Genomic DNA, 15071 nt, shown 5'->3' with positions numbered 1-15071 from the left:
ATACCGGACTAAATGAGTCAACATTTAAGATGCCGGATACGATCAAAAATGCCAGCAAGCCCCAGGCCAGCCAGCATGGAACCTGGGATTTGGAGTTGGGGCATGGGGTCGATGAATTGGGAACGGCGCGGCCGGGCGACGGCGAACGGCGCGGCGGCTTTACTCGCGGGCGTGGCGGCGATCGCCTTGTCCGCGCTATCGGCGCACGCCCAGCAGGCAACGCAGCCGGCGGGCAAGCAACCGGATCAATCGAAGAAGACTGACCAGGAAAAAGCAACTCCCGCGGGCGCGACGCTGCTCGACAAGATCCTGGTGCTCAGCCGCACCGGCGAAACGGCGATCGAATCGCTGGCCTCGGCCAGCCATGTCGACCAGGAACAGCTCGACCGCCGCATGGCGACGACGCCAAACGAGATGCTTTTCGGTGTGCCCGGCGTCGCCGCACAGGCGGACGCCAGGCGCGTCAGCACCAGCATCAACATCCGAGGCCTGCAGGATTTCGGCCGCGTCGCTGTCATCGTCGATGGCGCGCGCCAGAATTTCCAGCGTTCCGACCACGGCACGCAGTCGACCTTCTACATCGATCCCAAGCTCGTCAAATCCGTCGACGTGATCCGTGGCCCGGTCGCCAACACCTATGGCTCGGGCGCCATTGGCGGTGTCGTCTTCTTCGACACCAAGGATGCCCAGGATTTCCTCAAGCCTGACGAGAGCTGGGCCGGTTCCGTCACCGGACGCTACGAGAGCAACGGCAAGGGCTGGACATCAAGCGCATCCGGCGCTTATCGCGTCAGTGAGAACTGGGAGGTGCTGGGCAACATCGTCTACCGCGACTACGACAACTACAAGGACGGCGACGGCGACACCGTCAACGGCACTGGTTTCGACGTGCTGAGCGGCCTGCTCAAGACCACCATCCGGCCGACCGAGAACAGTGAGCTGAAGCTTGGCTGGGTCGGATCGAGCGACGGCTGGGACGAGACCAGCGGCGGCGTGCCTGTGAATGATATCGACCTGAAGTCGAACACGTTCACGGCCCGCTACAACATCACGGACGAAGACAAGAGCTGGCTCGATCTCCACATCAACACCTCCTACAACAAGACCCATCTCGGCCTGACCAGTCTTGTCCCGCAGAACCGCTTCGATCCGGTGACCGGTCTTCCCGTGGTGCTGCCGGCAGGGTCACAGTCGACTTTCGATGTCGGCACGACCGGCATCGATATCTGGAACACCTCACGATTCGAGACGAGCGGCATTGCGCATGAATTGAGCTATGGTGGCGACTGGGTCGGCGACGATGTCAAGACGGGCGGCGCGGCCGGCGGCGACAGCTTCTACACGCCTTCGGGCAAGCGGAATGTGTCGGGCGCCTACGTCCAGGACAAGCTCACCTGGGACTGGCTCGAAGTCATCGCCGGCCTGCGCTACGACAGCTACAGCCTGAAGAACGACACGCACGATATTTCCGGCGACGGGCTATCGCCGCGCGTCACGGTCGGTGTCTCGCCTTTCGAGAGCGCCGGCCTTGCCGGCCTGCAATTCTACGGCACCTATGCGGAAGGCTATCGCTCGCCCTCGATCACGGAAACTCTGATCAGCGGCAACCATCCGGCAGGCGTCAGCTTCCCGTTCCTGCCCAATCCAAATCTGCGGCCTGAAACCGGCAAGACGACCGAATTCGGCGTCAACTACAAGCAGAACGACATCTTCGAGGCTGGCGACGCCTTGCGCCTGAAGGCAGCCTATTTCAACAACGATGTCGACGACTATATCGACGGCGTGACGCTGTCCCCGTTCGCCCCAGGCAGCGGCTGCCCCTTCGGCCCCGGCATCCCGATCTGCTTCCAGTATCAGAATTTCGCCAAGGCCAGGATCAACGGTGTCGAGCTGGAAGGTGTCTACGACGCGGCGTGGGGCTATGCCGGCCTCTCGGCTTCGATCACAAAAGGCCACACAGTTTCCTACAAGGGCGTGGAGGCCGACCTCGCCACCATTCCCTCCTCTCAGGTCACCGCTCAGCTCGGTTTGCGTTTCCTCGAGGACAAGCTGACCGTCGGGGGCGAAGTGCAGTACAACGGCAAGCCCAAGGGCAATGCGGTGGCCACCGACTATACGCTGGTCAACGCCTTTGCCAGCTATCAGGCGACCGACGATCTGAAGGTCGATTTCCGCGCCGACAACCTGTTCGACGTCAAATACGCCAACCCGCTGAATGGCGGCACGACGGCCGCCGTCTATGAACCCGGCATCACGCTGAAACTGGCGGCAACCATGCGATTTGGAGGCTGATCCATCATGACGAGCTTGACGACATCGCTTCGTCTGCTGACCTCGGCGCTGGCGATGTCGCTTGCGATGGTTCCGGCGTGGGCTGAGCAGTCCGCGCCGGTCCTGACCCTCGAACTCAATGCAGCGCAGCCTTCCGACAAGGGCTGCCGCCTGACCTTCCTGGTCAGCAACAATCTCGGCGCCGACCTCACCAAGGCGGCGTTCGAGATCGCCCTGTTCAACGAGGCCGGTATCGTCGACCGGCTGACCGTGCTCGACTTCAAGGACCTGCCGGCCGGCAAGACCAAGGTGACGCGCTTTGACCTGGCCGGCACTGACTGCACCAAGGTCAGCCGCGTGCTGATCAACAGCGCCACGGAATGCGCCGGCACCGGCGTCGAGCCGGCCGCCTGCATGCGCAAGCTGAAGACGGACACCAGGACCGGCATCGCTTTCGGAGTCTGAGGGCGGCGGTGGGACTGGAACTCGACTTGGCGCGACATATGGTGGCCCGGCCCCTGGCCGGCCTTCCGCTGTTTGAGCCAGTCCATCTTGATTTGACAATGACGCCTGGGCCGCTGCATTTTCCGCCGCGCGACATGCAGGAATCAGTCCCCTCCGCGACGCCGGCGACGAGTTGGCCATCGTGCCGGCCGAGCCGCTTGCCCAGACACGGCCGCCGGCCGGCAACGGCAAGTGGGCAACGGCGATCGCCATCTCCGGCCTGCTCCATGCCGCGGTAGCGGCGGCTTTTCTGGTCTCACCTGCCGGCACGCTTGTTTCCAGGGAGACGGAGCAATCGGAAGGCGGCGATCACACAGGCGACAAGGTAGCCGGCAGTGCGCTGGACAAGGACCCGACGGCAATGAATGTCACGTTGGTGCCGAGCCAGCCGCCGGCCAACCCCCCTCAGGCAAAGGCAGCCAGGCCGGCGCCGCCGACGGAACCTTCGCGGCCCGCGCCGGAAGCTGTGACACAGGATCGCGAGCCCGCCCGGGACGCCGCGAAGCAGGCTTCGGAGCCCTCGCAGGAACCGGCCAAACAGCCAATGGTGACACCCGACATACTGGTGACGGCAAAACCCCGCCCGGACGACCAGAGCGTGGCCGCCAGGAACGAAACGCAGGCGCAGCCGAGCGTCCAGGCCGAAACCGTCGAGATGCCTGTCGCCGCTCCCGATCACCCGCCGACCCCCTATGCAAGGCCGACTCCGGCGGCCGCGCCTGCGACAGCTGCAGCGGCGGATGAACGGAGCGGTACGGCCGACGGCCAGGATTGGCCGGCGCAAGCGGCCAGCATGGGCAAGAGGCAGAAAGAGGCCGGCAGCGCCGCGGAAGACAGCTACCGCGGCGACGTCTTTCGAAAGCTCGGCAGAGTCAATCGAACTCTCCCGCCTTCGCTGCAATTGGCCGCGCGAAACAATGCGGTTGTGGCATTCGCCATAGGCAAGAAGGGCAACATAGATCAGTTGCGTATTCTGGAAAGCTCGGGATCGAAGACTTTCGATGAGGCCGCGCTTGGCATCGTGCGCAAGGCTGCTCCCTTCCCTCCAATTCCGCCACAGGCCGCGAATCCGGGTTTGGAATTCGAGGTCGGGATCGGCCCGTTTTAAGATGTGAGCAGCACAAACGTTGCGGCGCCAACCATCAACATCCGCAGGAAAGGGACCCCATGTATATCGCCATGAACCGCTTCAAGGTGCAGACCGGCTCCGAGGCCGATTTCGAAGCCGTGTGGAAGAACCGCGATTCCAGCCTTGCCGAGATGAAAGGCTTCCGGGAATTCCATCTGTTGCGCGGCCCGGCCAACGAGACCGAAGGCTACACGTTGTTTGCCTCGCATACGGTCTGGGCGAGCCACGCCGACTTCGTCGCCTGGACCAAATCGGAGAACTTTCGCGCCGCCCACCGCAATGTCGGCACGACAAAGGTCCATTATCTCGGCCACCCGCAATTCGAGGGTTTTTCCGTCGTCGAAGGCGCGTAAGTACCGACTAATCTATGCGGCGGCCAACAGGCTGGCATTGCCGCCGGCCGCCGTGGTGTCGACGCAGACGGCCCGCTCATGCGCGTAGGCCGCAGGATTGAGCACCTCGCTGACCAGCGGCACGATCGGCCCGCTGCGCTCGGCGATGACCTTGCGCACGATGCGCGCCGCCTCGGGCGTGCCTGAAAAAGCAACGACATCGACGCGCAGCGAGCGCGCCTCGACCGGATCGGGGCGGCCATCGATGGCCGCCAGCGGCAGGCCTTTGCCGGTCAGCGCCGACAGTGCCGCCGGGGCACCTGGCGCCACGGCCAGCACTGCATTGCCGGCGGCGAGCGCCTGGATGGTCTGCGCCAGCAGCGTGTCGGCGTCCGGCCCCAGGCACAGCACCCGGCCGCGCGGCGACAGTGACAGCGTGTTGGCCTCGCCGGTCGGGCCGGGCAAATCGACCTGACCGAAATCGATTGCAGCGGCGGCACCGATCGCCGCCGCGCCCTTGCCGCGCAGATGTTTCCTCAGGATGGCGATCCGGTCCGGCCGCGTCGACCAGCCGCCCAGCGACGGATCGGGCAGATTGTCGGCCAGTTCGGTGGCGGTGACCTTGTGCCCGTCGGCCAGGTGCGTGCCAGCTTCCGGCCCCTTGCGGAAGCGCCTGAGATAATGCGGGCCGCCGGCCTTCGGCCCGGTGCCGGAGAGGCCCTCGCCGCCAAACGGCTGCGAACCGACGACGGCGCCGATCTGGTTGCGGTTGACGTAGATGTTGCCGGCATGAATGCCGTCGACGAAATGCTGGACGCGGCCCTCGATGCGGGTGTGCAGGCCGAAGGTCAGGCCATAGCCCTTGCGGTTGATGGCGGTGATGACGCTGTCGATCTGGTCGGCATCGAAACTGGCGACATGCAGCACAGGCCCGAACACCTCGCGCTCCATGTCCTCGATACCCTTGACCCGCAAGACATGCGGCGCGACGAAACGCCCATCCTTGGGGGCCTCGAGCTTGGCGATCAGCCGGCCCTCAAGACCCTTCTTCGTGCAATAGTCGCGGATCGAGGCCTGCGCCTCGTCATCGATGACCGGGCCGACATCGGTCGAGATCAGCCAGGGATCGCCAATATTGAGCGCCTCCATGGCGCCCTTCAGCATCTCCAGCATCTTCTTCTCGACGTCCTTCTGCACATAGAGCACGCGCAGCGCCGAGCAGCGCTGGCCGGCACTCTGGAAGGCCGACGCCAGGATATCGCGCACCGCCTGTTCGGGCAGCGCTGTGGAATCGACGATCATGGCGTTGAGACCACCGGTCTCGGCGATCAGCATCGCGTCCGGCGCGGCGGTCTCGGCCAGCTGTTTTTCGATCAGCTTGGCGACCTCGGTCGAGCCGGTGAAGCAGACGCCGGCAATGCGCGGATCCGCCGTCAGCGGGCCGCCCACCGATGGGCCGTCGCCGGGCAGGAGTTGGATGACGTCTTCCGGCACGCCAGCCTCGCGGAGCATCTCGACAGCGCGGAATGCGATCAGCGGCGTCTGCTCGGCCGGCTTGGCGATCACCGAGTTGCCGGTGACGAGTGCCGCCGCGATCTGGCCGGTGAAGATGGCGAGCGGGAAATTCCATGGCGAGATGCAGACAATGGCGCCGCGCGCTTGCGTGCCCGCCTCGGCGTTTGCCGCCTCGGCGGCGTAGTAGCGCAGGAAGTCGACGGCCTCGCGCACCTCGGCGACGCCGTCGGCCAACGACTTGCCAGCTTCGCGGGTGGCGAGCGCGAAGAACTCGACCGCATTGGCCTCGTAAAGGTCGGCCGCCCGGTTGAGGATCGCGGCACGCTCGGCAACCGGCCGTTTTGCCCAGGCCGGCTGCGCCTCGACAGCGATGCGCACTGCGGTCGCAACCTGCTTGGCGGCGGCCTCGTGAACCGTGCCGACGACCTCGGAAGGCTTTGCCGGATTGACGATCGGACGCTGCTTGCCGTAGCCGGCGGCGCGCGTGATCGGCTTGGCGTGCCAGCGATCCGGCCCGGCAAAAGCCGCTTTGGCCTTGTCGATATCAGCCAGCGTCACCGTATCCGTAATGTCGAATCCTTTCGAGTTGCGGCGCCCGATCCCAAAGATCTGGGATGGCCTGGCAATCGCCGGATTGGCGGCGGGACCCTGGCTTTCGACCGTTTCCAGCGGATCACGCGCGATGTCCTCCGGCTCGACGTCCTCGTCGGTCAATTGGTGCACGAAGGAGGAATTGGCGCCGTTCTCCAGCAGGCGACGGACCAGATAGGCAAGCAGGTCCGAATGCGCGCCGACGGGAGCGTAAATGCGGCAACGCGTGCCCTCTGACCGGCGCACGGTTTCGTGCAAGGCCTCGCCCATGCCATGCAGGCGCTGGAATTCGAAGGTATCGCGGTTGTCAGCCATCGACAGGATGGCGGCGACGGTGTGGGCATTGTGGGTGGCGAATTGCGGATAGATCCGGTCGGTCATGCCAAGCAGTTTTCTCGCGCACGCAATGTAGGAAACGTCGGTGTTGGCCTTGCGCGTGAACACGGGATAGCCGGAAAGGCCGAGCGTCTGCGCCCGCTTGATCTCGGTGTCCCAATAGGCACCCTTGACCAGCCGCACCATGATGTTGCGATTGTACTTTTTCGCCAGTGCATAGAGCCAGTCGATGGTGAAAGCCGCGCGCGGACCGTAGGCCTGCACGACGACGCCGAACCCGTTCCAGCCGGCGAGCTCCGGCTCGGCCAGCACCCGTTCGATGACGTCGAGCGACAGGTCGAGACGATCGGCCTCCTCGGCATCGATGTTGAGGCCCATGCGCGAATGCCTGGCCGCGAGTGCCAGCGACAACAGCCGCTCGGCCATCACAGGCAGCATTTCCTCCTTCTGCGCCACCTCGTAGCGCGGATGCAGCGCAGAAAGCTTGACGGAGATGCCATGGTTGAAGCGGATATCGGGGCCGTTGGAGCCAGCGTCGAGCGAGGAAATGGCGTCGGCATAGGCCCTGTGATAGCGCAGCGCGTCCGCCTCGGTGCGGGCGGCCTCGCCCAGCATGTCGAAGGAATAGAGATAACCCTTCTGCGTCATCGGCCGGCCGCGCTTGACGGCCTCGGCGATGGTGCGGCCAAGTACGAACTGTTCGCCCATCTCGCGCATGGCCGCGGCCACCGCCTTGCGGATGACCGGCTCGCCCAGCCTGCGCACCATCGAGCGCAGCGTACCTTCGATGCCGCCCTCGCCTTCATCGAGCACGCGCCCGGTCAGCATGAGCGCCCAGGTCGAGGCGTTGACGAAGATCGAACTCGAACCGCCCGAATGCGCCGACCAGTCGTGCGGCGCGATCTTGTCGGCGATGAGGTCGTCCATCGTCTCGGTGTCGGGCACGCGCAGCAGCGCCTCGGCCAGGCACATCAGCGCTACGCCTTCCTTGGTGGACAGACCGTAGGCGGAGAGGAAGACTTCCATCAGCCGGGGATCGGTGGAGCCCCGCACCGCCCGCACCAGGTCGGCCGCGCGGGCCGAGATCGCCTTGCGGTCTCCGGCCGAAAGCCCGGTCGCCTCGGCCAGTCGCCTTACGGCCTCGTCTTCGTCGGGCAAATAGTTGGCGCGGATCTGCTGGCGGATGGCGTCGAGCGGCATGGCGGTCCTATGAGCAAGCACAAGGGAGCGGACCGGCGGTCACCGGACCGAATGGCGCAAGCTAGCACAAGTCACAGATCTGAGGCGGTCTGAAAAAATCGACAAGCCAGTGCAATTGACCTATCATGTCGCCGAAAAATTGCTCATACAGGCTGCGGCTTCGATGACAGAAGACCAATTGGACCGCATCGACAGGAACATCCTGTCGGCACTCGCCGGCAATGGCCGGCTTTCCATGTCGGAACTGGCGGCCAAGGTCGGCCTGTCGAAGACACCGGTGCAGGCGCGGGTGAAGCGGCTGGAGAAGGATGGCTACATCAGGGGGTACCAGGCGATCATCGATCGTGAGCGCATGGGTGAAGGCCATGTCGCCTTCGTCCAAGTGAAATTGTCGGACACCCGATCCGCGGCGCTCGATGCCTTCAACCGGTCCGTACAGGCCGTGCCGGAGATCGAGCAGTGCCACATGATGGCGTCGAGCTTCGATTATCTCCTGAAGGTCCGCACCCGCGACATCGCCGCCTACCGGCGCGTGCTCGGCGAGCGCATCTCGGCCCTGCCTCACGTCGCCCAGACCTCGACCTTCGTGGCGATGGAGACGGTGAAGGACCGATGACCATGATCCCGAAAAGTGGAAGCCGGTTTCGGACAAGATCAGGTCAAACAGAAAGGGCTATTCCGACAGCGTCTTCAGGAACGCCACCAGTGCGGCGCGCTCGCGGTCCGACAACTCCAGCGGGTGGACCTCGGATACCCCTTCGACGCTCGGCGCAGCCTTGGCATAGTGAGCCACCACCTCGTCGAGCGATGAAAACTGCCCGGCATGCATGTAGGGCGGCCGTGTCGCAGCACCGCGCAGCGACGGCGTCTTGTAGGCGCGCACCAGTTCCGGCGCATCCTTGACCATGAAGCGCAGTTCGCCGCAGGCACTGGCCTCGCCATCGCGATAAGCGCCGAAGCAGTTGAAGGGGTCGGCCTCGACCTGCGCTACCGCGTCGACGCGCCCGCGATCCGCCGGCAAGCCGGCAACAGGCGGCACACCCGTATTGTGAAAACCGTTGTCGGTGAAACGCGGGCCATTGTGGCAGGTCACGCAATTGGCCTTGCCGATGAACAGTTTCAGCCCAAGGATTTCTTCCGGCGAAAAGGCCGCATCGCCTTTCGGCTCGGCGCCTGTGGCAAGGTCCAGCGCAAAGCGGTCGAATCGCGTCGGCGCCGGCTCGATCGAGCGTTCGAAAGCGGCAATCGCCTTGCCTATATTGGCATAGACGCTGTTGATGGCGTCACGCTGCGCATCGCTCATCGCGTTCCAGGCAGCTTTTTCGGTATCGCTTCCAAGCGGGCTGGCATTCAGCGGAATGCCGGAAAAATCGGGCAATGGCCCGAAAATGCGCTCATAGCGTTCGCCGAAGCGCGCCTTCATGTAATGCGCGTAGGCGGTGCGGTTTCCCGCCTGTTCCAACGGATTTTCGAGGGGTGTCAGCGCCTGCGCCCACAGGCTGTCGCGGCGGCCATCCCAGAAGAACCAGGGGTCGCGCGCCACACCGGCCAGCGGCATGGTGCGCCGGTTGGTCCGGCCGACACCCACCGCCTGCGGCAGGTCGTCCTGGAATTGGCGGTCGATCTTGTGGCAGGTCGAGCAGGACACGGTGCCGTCGCGGCTCATCCCAACATCGAAGAACAGCGTCGAGCCGAGCGCTGCGGCGGCCGGCACATCAGCGAAGCGGTTGGTGGTGTCAGGCTTCAGCGCCGGCAGCGTATTCAGCGCGAGCGAAGCGATCGTCTTCTTCTCGGCATCGGAAAAATCCGGCTTGCCGCAACCGCCAAGGAGCACGGCCACCGTCAGCGCCAAAAAGCAGAAAAGGCGCCTCATCGACCGCTCACAGCACCACGTTGAACAGCACAGTGTCGGAGCCCGCGCCGGACGATATGGCGAAACGCAGTTGCCACCAGCCGCTCATGGTGAATTTGAGCCCCTCGATGCGGTAGCGTCCCTCGCCGAGATAGTCGGTCGCCTGCGGACTGGTCGGCAGACCGTGATTGTGCTGCGGCATGCCGCCGGAGATGGCGATCGCGGCTCGCTCCACCGAAGCCCCTGTCTTTGTCTTCAGCGTCAGCACCCAGGATTCCAGCTCGCCCTGCCGCACCACGCCGCGTTCCGGCACGAAACTCGCTACATACAATCCGTTGTCGGTTTTCTTCGTCCTCGAGACATCCGGACCGACAGGCTGTGCCGAATGCGGCGCGGTCAGATAGACGACCGCGAGAACGCCGACCAGCAAAGCAGCCAGACCAAGACCTGCCAGGAGATAACGCCATAACGATGCCAAACCGGTTCCTCTTCTGCGGATAACGTTCTGCCGGACGGATCGCATCCCGCCAGGCTGTGGGAAAACGCTGTGGCGGAAAAAAGCCTGCTTGCCAAGCATGGCGCTGCGTCCGGCAAAAAGCTACAGCACCGACATCACTGGAGGATTGCAGATGATGGGAAACGGCGTCGCCTCGATTGGCGAATGCATGCTGGAACTGTCGGGCCAGACGGGCCCGAACTGGCGCATGGGTTTTGCCGGCGACACGTTCAACACGCTGTGGGCGTTGCATGCGCTTAGCGCTGACCTGCCGGCAACCTATGTCTCGGCCTTCGGCGACGACCCCTTCTCCCAAGGCCAGATCGCTTTCTTCGCTGAAAACGGCATCGGCATCGGCTCCAGTCCGGTCATACCGGGCGCGCGCCCCGGCCTCTATGCGATCACGCTGACCGGTGCCGAGCGCTCCTTCACCTACTGGCGTGGCGACGCCGCCGCGCGGCAGCTAGCTTCGGATCCGGCGGCACTATCGAAAAGCATGCAAAATCAATCGCTTGTGTACTTTTCCGGAATCACTTTGGCAATTCTCGACGATGCCTCGCGCAAGACGCTGCTGGCGGCCGTGGGCAAGGCGCGCGCGGCGGGCTCGACGATCGCCTTCGATCCCAACTACCGGCCACGACTGTGGCGCGGCCGCGACGAAGCGCAGGCAGCGATCGTCGAAGCGCTTGCCGTCACCGACATCGCGCTGCCGACCTTCCCTGACGAGCAGATGCTGTTCGGCGATGACACCCCGCGGGCGACCGCCGAGCGGCTCAGGCAATGGGTTGGCGAAGTTGTCGTCAAGAATGGCGAGCAGCCGGCACTGATTGCCGAAAACGGATCATTGCAGGACGTGCCTGCAATCCATGTCGCGGCCCCCGCCGACACCACCGGCGCCGGCGATTCCTTCAATGGCGGCTATCTCGCCGCCCGTCTTGCCGGCCACAACCCGCAGGAGGCCGCCCGCAGAGCCCATCGCGTTGCCGCTGCCGTCGTGCAGGTGCGCGGCGCGCTGGCACCGTTCGAGACGCTGAGGGCGGCGTTCGGCAAGCCCTGAAAAAGCTAACCTTGCCGGAACCGGTATTCGGTCACGTGGTGATAGATCGCGCCAGGCCATAGCGTCGCCTGCGGGAAATAGGGCCGGTTCGGCGCGTCAGGCCATATTTGCGGCTCCAGGCAGAAGCCGCTGAAGGCCTTGTAATTCCGCCCTTCCAGGCCGGTGCGTGGCGTCACATATTGCCCGGTGTAGAGCTGGACACCGGGCTCCGTTGTCCAGACTTCCATCTCGACGCCGGAATTCGCCCCTTGCACCCACGCGGCCTGCTTGAGCGGCCCGCGCGCCGCGGCCAGGCAGAAATTCTGGTCGTAGGGCAGTTGTTCGCCCTCGGTCTCCATGCGCAATGGCCGCGCCTGGCGAAAATCGAAAGGCGTGCCGTCGACCGGCTTCACCACGCCGGTCGGGATCATGTCGCCGTCGACAGGCAGATAGGCACCGGCGTTCAGCATCATCCTGTGGTCGAGAATGTCGCCCGTGCCGCCATCATCGAGGTTGAAATAGGAATGCTGGGTGAGATTGCACGGCGTCGGCTCCTCGCAGGTCGCCGTCAGTTCGACGCTCAGCGTGCCGGGAATTTTCAGCCGGTAGGTGCAAGTAACGTCGAGCGCGCCGGGAAAGCCCATCGCACCGTCGGGATCATGCAGCGTCAGAGTGACGAAATCCCTGCCGTGCAGCGAAACCGTCCATGGTCGGTGGGAGTAGCCTTGCGAGCCGCCATGCAGCGTATGCTTGTCGAGGAAGTTGCGCTCGGTCTGGTAGCGGTTGCCGCCAATTGTGAAGCGGCCTTCGCCGATGCGGTTGGCGTAGCGCCCGACCACGGCCCCGAAGAAGCCAGTGTCGGTCTCATAGGCCTCCAGATTGTTGTAGCCGAGGACCAGCGGCGCGTCGTGCCCGGTCAGGCGCAGGTCCTGGACGATGGCGCCAAGCCCGATGATGTTGGCGGTGAGGCCGCCGCCCCTGATCGTAAAGCGGCGGATCGGTTCGCCTGCCTGTGTCGTGCCGAAAACCTCGCCGTCCTTCATCGTCATGCCCGCAAATGCCAGTGGATCCAAAGGACTTCGGCTGGTTGTTCAGCCTGGAGCAGGTTTACCAGCCTGCCCCACGCACTAGCCTATCAGAGCCCGAGGCCGCCGATGCACACATATTTGGTATCGAGGTAATCCTCGATGCCCTGATGTCCGCCTTCTTTGCCGAGGCCCGATTCCTTGACGCCGCCAAACGGTGCTTCAGGTGTGGTGATCAGCCCTTCATTGACGCCGACCATGCCGTATTTCAGGCCTTCCATGACCCGGAAGGCGCGGCCGAGATAGCCGGTGTAGAAATAGCAGGCAAGGCCGAATTCGGTGTCGTTGGCGAGCGCGATGGCTTCTTCCTCGGTTTCGAACTTGAACACCGGTGCGACCGGGCCAAAGATCTCTTCCTTCATGAAGCGCATTTTCGGCGTCGCATTGGCGATGACCGTCGGCTGGAAGAACGAACCGCCCAGTGCATGGCGATGACCGCCGGCGACGACCTTGCCGCCCTTTGAGGTGGCATCGGCGATCAGTTCCTCGACCTTCTCGACCGCCTTCTCGTCGATCAGCGGCCCCTGCTGGACGCCCTCTTCGAGGCCGGAACCGACCTTCAGTCCGTTGCTGGCCGCGGCGAGCTTTTCGACGAACTTGTCGTACACACCAGCCTGGACGAGGAAGCGGTTGGTACAGACGCAGGTCTGGCCTGAATTGCGATATTTGGCGGTGATCGCGCCGGCAACGGCACGCTCGATATCGGCGTCGTCGAAGACGATGAACGGCGCGTTGCCGCCGAGTTCCATCGACACCTTCTTGACCGTGACCGACGACTTCTGGATGAGAAGCTTGCCGACCTCCGTCGAGCCGGTGAAGGTAATCTTCGACACCAGCGGATTGGCGCAGATCTCGTCACCGATCTCGCTCGCCGAACCGGTCAGGATGTTGACGACGCCCTTGGGGAAGCCGACCTCCTCGGCCAGCGCGCCCCAGGCCAAGCCGGAATAAGGCGTCTGCGAGGCCGGCTTGACGACCGCGGTGCAACCGGCGGCAAGTGCGGGACCAAGCTTGCGGGCCAGCATCGAGGACGGGAAATTCCACGGCGTGATGGCGGCAATGACACCGACCGGTTCCTTGGTCACCAGGATGCGGCGGTCCGCCCATGGCGAGGGTACGACGTCGCCATAGGTGCGCCGGCCTTCTTCGGCGAACCACAGGATGTAGGCGGCGGCCGAACCGATCTCGCCCTTGGACTCGAACAGCGACTTGCCCTGCTCGATGGTGAGGAGTTCGGCCAGCACGTCCTGATTGTCCATCATCGCGTCATGCAGCTTGCGCAGCAGCTTGGAGCGCTCGAGCGCGGTGGTCTTGCGCCATGACTTGAAGGCGGCGTCGGCAGCCTCGATGGCACGGCGTGTCTCGGCCTTGCCCGACTTCGGCACGGTGCCGATCTTGAGGCCGGTAGCTGGATTGTTCACATCGACCGTCTGGCCGCTGTCGGCCTGGACCCATTCGCCGTTGATGAGATTGGCCTGGCGCATGAAATGGCTGGTTTTCTGAAGCATGGTCTAGCCTCCGTTCGGCGCTCGCGGGCCGCTATCTGGATGTCTTCGGTAAAGCGCAGGCAGGGCCGCACGCTGGAGCCATTGCTCTTAACCTAGGGAAAGCCCCGCAAGCAATCGCAAGATGGCATATAGGGGTTGGACCAGCGCAAGACGAGAGCGGGTTGGCGCAGCTGTCGCCAACCTCACCCGAAAACATGCAGGACAACCGTCAGCCAGAAAGCAGTAGTGATGACCGCGCAAGCAGTGGCGATGGTCATCTGGTTCGATGCTAGCGCCTGGCCGGTGTTGAACTGGACGGCGATGAGATAGGAATTGATGCCCGACGGCAGCGCCGCCACCACGACCGCCACCTTGGCCGTCAACGGCGGCAGGCCGAGCAGCCAGACGAAGGCAAGAACCAGCGCCGGCATCAGGAACAGCTTCAGCACCGAAAGTACCAGCGCTGGCCGGACATTGCCTGATATGCCGAAGCGGCGCAGGCTGAGCCCCATGGCAAACAGCGCCACCGGCCCGGCCGTGTTGGCCAGCGCATCGACCAGTCGCATGACGAGGGCCGGCAGCGGCACGCCGCTGATGCGCCATGCCAGCCCCAGCAGAATGCCGATGATCAGCGGATTGATGAACAGCCGTCTCAGGAAGCTGCGCAGGACCCGTAGCGGATGCACATGTTCGCCGCTGCCTCGGCCGAACATCTCGAACAGCACGATCGAGGCCATCATCATGATCGGCAGATGCACCGAGACCAGCAGCGACAGAACTTCGAAGCCGCTCGGACCGAATATGCCAAGGATGAAGGGAGCGCCGAGCAGCACGACATTGGAGTAGGCGGACGATACGCCGCCGACGACCCCGGCGCGCGCGTCGCGTCCGAATATCCGCGTGGTGACGAGATGGCCCGCCGCCCAGGTGATCGCCGCGGCGGTGAAATAGGCGCCCCATAGTGGCCATGGCGCGACGCCATGGAAATCAGCGTTGACCATGGTCTGGAACAGGAGCAGCGGCATGGCCACCGAGACCGCGAAGTCGGATATCCCCTCGCCGCTCGCCGGTCTCAAATAGCCTGTGAACCCAGCGAGATAGCCGAGCGCGACAAGACTGAAGACGAACAGGACGGTTTCGGTGAGTGGAGACATTTTTCAGGGATAGGCGAGCCACGGCCGCGGCGCAATCGCGCCCGAATTTGATCATCGTTGGCTGGCAGGGTTATAGAGGGTTT

12 protein-coding genes are annotated in these 15071 nt (G+C 64.1%); 6 read left to right on the top strand and 6 right to left on the bottom strand.

The window, feature by feature from the left end:
* Positions 1-102 precede the first annotated feature (102 nt).
* From EN824_RS04985 to EN824_RS04970, 4 genes are all read left to right on the top strand, one after another.
* Positions 103-2292: a TonB-dependent hemoglobin/transferrin/lactoferrin family receptor gene (locus EN824_RS04985; RefSeq protein WP_135931949.1), complete on the top strand. Its 2190-nt coding sequence runs from the start codon at positions 103-105 to the stop codon at positions 2290-2292.
* Positions 2293-2298: 6 nt separating this feature from the next.
* Positions 2299-2736 (top strand): hypothetical protein, encoded by a 438-nt coding sequence (locus tag EN824_RS04980; protein WP_135915735.1) that lies wholly within the window; start codon positions 2299-2301, stop codon positions 2734-2736.
* A 181-nt stretch (positions 2737-2917) separates the two neighbouring features.
* Positions 2918-3883, top strand: coding sequence for an energy transducer TonB (locus EN824_RS04975; RefSeq protein ID WP_245520962.1), 966 nt, complete (start codon positions 2918-2920; stop codon positions 3881-3883).
* A gap of 59 nt (positions 3884-3942) precedes the next feature.
* The gene (locus tag EN824_RS04970; protein ID WP_127872698.1) at positions 3943-4257 is read left to right on the top strand and encodes an antibiotic biosynthesis monooxygenase; all 315 of its coding nucleotides are present in this window, start codon (positions 3943-3945) and stop codon (positions 4255-4257) included.
* A gap of 12 nt (positions 4258-4269) precedes the next feature.
* Here the strand turns inward: EN824_RS04970 and putA are convergent, their stop codons facing one another.
* Positions 4270-7878 (bottom strand): bifunctional proline dehydrogenase/L-glutamate gamma-semialdehyde dehydrogenase PutA, encoded by a 3609-nt coding sequence (putA, locus tag EN824_RS04965; protein ID WP_135931947.1) that lies wholly within the window; start codon positions 7876-7878, stop codon positions 4270-4272.
* A gap of 163 nt (positions 7879-8041) precedes the next feature.
* Between putA and EN824_RS04960 the strand changes: the two genes are divergently transcribed.
* Positions 8042-8494 (top strand): Lrp/AsnC ligand binding domain-containing protein, encoded by a 453-nt coding sequence (locus EN824_RS04960; protein WP_027046935.1) that lies wholly within the window; start codon positions 8042-8044, stop codon positions 8492-8494.
* A 57-nt stretch (positions 8495-8551) separates the two neighbouring features.
* Here EN824_RS04960 and EN824_RS04955 read toward each other — a convergent pair whose 3' ends face one another.
* Positions 8552-9751, bottom strand: a complete 1200-nt coding sequence (locus tag EN824_RS04955) for a cytochrome-c peroxidase (protein WP_127280326.1) — start codon at positions 9749-9751, stop codon at positions 8552-8554.
* 7 nt (positions 9752-9758) lie between these two features.
* Positions 9759-10208, bottom strand: a complete 450-nt coding sequence (locus EN824_RS04950; protein WP_127280325.1) for a FixH family protein — start codon at positions 10206-10208, stop codon at positions 9759-9761.
* 151 nt (positions 10209-10359) lie between these two features.
* Between EN824_RS04950 and EN824_RS04945 the strand changes: the two genes are divergently transcribed.
* Positions 10360-11283, top strand: coding sequence for a sugar kinase (locus EN824_RS04945; RefSeq protein WP_135880575.1), 924 nt, complete (start codon positions 10360-10362; stop codon positions 11281-11283).
* Positions 11284-11288: 5 nt separating this feature from the next.
* On the opposite strand, the gene EN824_RS04940 is transcribed toward EN824_RS04945, so the two are convergent.
* The 3 genes from EN824_RS04940 to EN824_RS04930 all read right to left on the bottom strand — a co-directional run bounded on the left by EN824_RS04940 (position 11289) and on the right by EN824_RS04930 (position 14988).
* Entirely contained in the window at positions 11289-12311 is a 1023-nt protein-coding gene (locus EN824_RS04940; RefSeq protein ID WP_127872702.1) for an aldose epimerase family protein, read from the bottom strand.
* Between the two features lie 86 nt (positions 12312-12397).
* Entirely contained in the window at positions 12398-13855 is a 1458-nt protein-coding gene (locus EN824_RS04935) for an NAD-dependent succinate-semialdehyde dehydrogenase (protein WP_135931946.1), read from the bottom strand.
* Between the two features lie 182 nt (positions 13856-14037).
* On the bottom strand, positions 14038-14988 hold the full coding sequence (locus tag EN824_RS04930; protein WP_127280495.1) for an AEC family transporter: 951 nt from the start codon (positions 14986-14988) through the stop codon (positions 14038-14040).
* Positions 14989-15071 lie beyond the last annotated feature (83 nt).

This window comes from Mesorhizobium sp. M8A.F.Ca.ET.181.01.1.1 (genome assembly GCF_004792025.1).
In the GTDB taxonomy this organism is placed as follows: Bacteria; Pseudomonadota; Alphaproteobacteria; order Rhizobiales; family Rhizobiaceae; genus Mesorhizobium.
Note: the sequence above shows the minus strand (reverse complement) of the source record. Positions and strands in the feature narration are given on the sequence as shown.

What these genes read in the sequence shown, in the direction of transcription:
- EN824_RS04930 (WP_127280495.1), bottom strand. Translation starts at nt 14,988, where the DNA reads ATGTCTCCACTCACCGAAACCGTCCTGTTCGTCTTCAGTCTTGTCGCG.
- EN824_RS04955 (WP_127280326.1), bottom strand. Translation starts at nt 9,751, where the DNA reads ATGAGGCGCCTTTTCTGCTTTTTGGCGCTGACGGTGGCCGTGCTCCTT.
- EN824_RS04980 (WP_135915735.1), top strand. Translation starts at nt 2,299, where the DNA reads ATGACGAGCTTGACGACATCGCTTCGTCTGCTGACCTCGGCGCTGGCG.
- EN824_RS04985 (WP_135931949.1), top strand. Translation starts at nt 103, where the DNA reads ATGGGGTCGATGAATTGGGAACGGCGCGGCCGGGCGACGGCGAACGGC.
- EN824_RS04945 (WP_135880575.1), top strand. Translation starts at nt 10,360, where the DNA reads ATGATGGGAAACGGCGTCGCCTCGATTGGCGAATGCATGCTGGAACTG.
- EN824_RS04935 (WP_135931946.1), bottom strand. Translation starts at nt 13,855, where the DNA reads ATGCTTCAGAAAACCAGCCATTTCATGCGCCAGGCCAATCTCATCAAC.
- putA (WP_135931947.1), bottom strand. Translation starts at nt 7,878, where the DNA reads ATGCCGCTCGACGCCATCCGCCAGCAGATCCGCGCCAACTATTTGCCC.
- EN824_RS04960 (WP_027046935.1), top strand. Translation starts at nt 8,042, where the DNA reads ATGACAGAAGACCAATTGGACCGCATCGACAGGAACATCCTGTCGGCA.
- EN824_RS04970 (WP_127872698.1), top strand. Translation starts at nt 3,943, where the DNA reads ATGTATATCGCCATGAACCGCTTCAAGGTGCAGACCGGCTCCGAGGCC.
- EN824_RS04940 (WP_127872702.1), bottom strand. Translation starts at nt 12,311, where the DNA reads ATGACGATGAAGGACGGCGAGGTTTTCGGCACGACACAGGCAGGCGAA.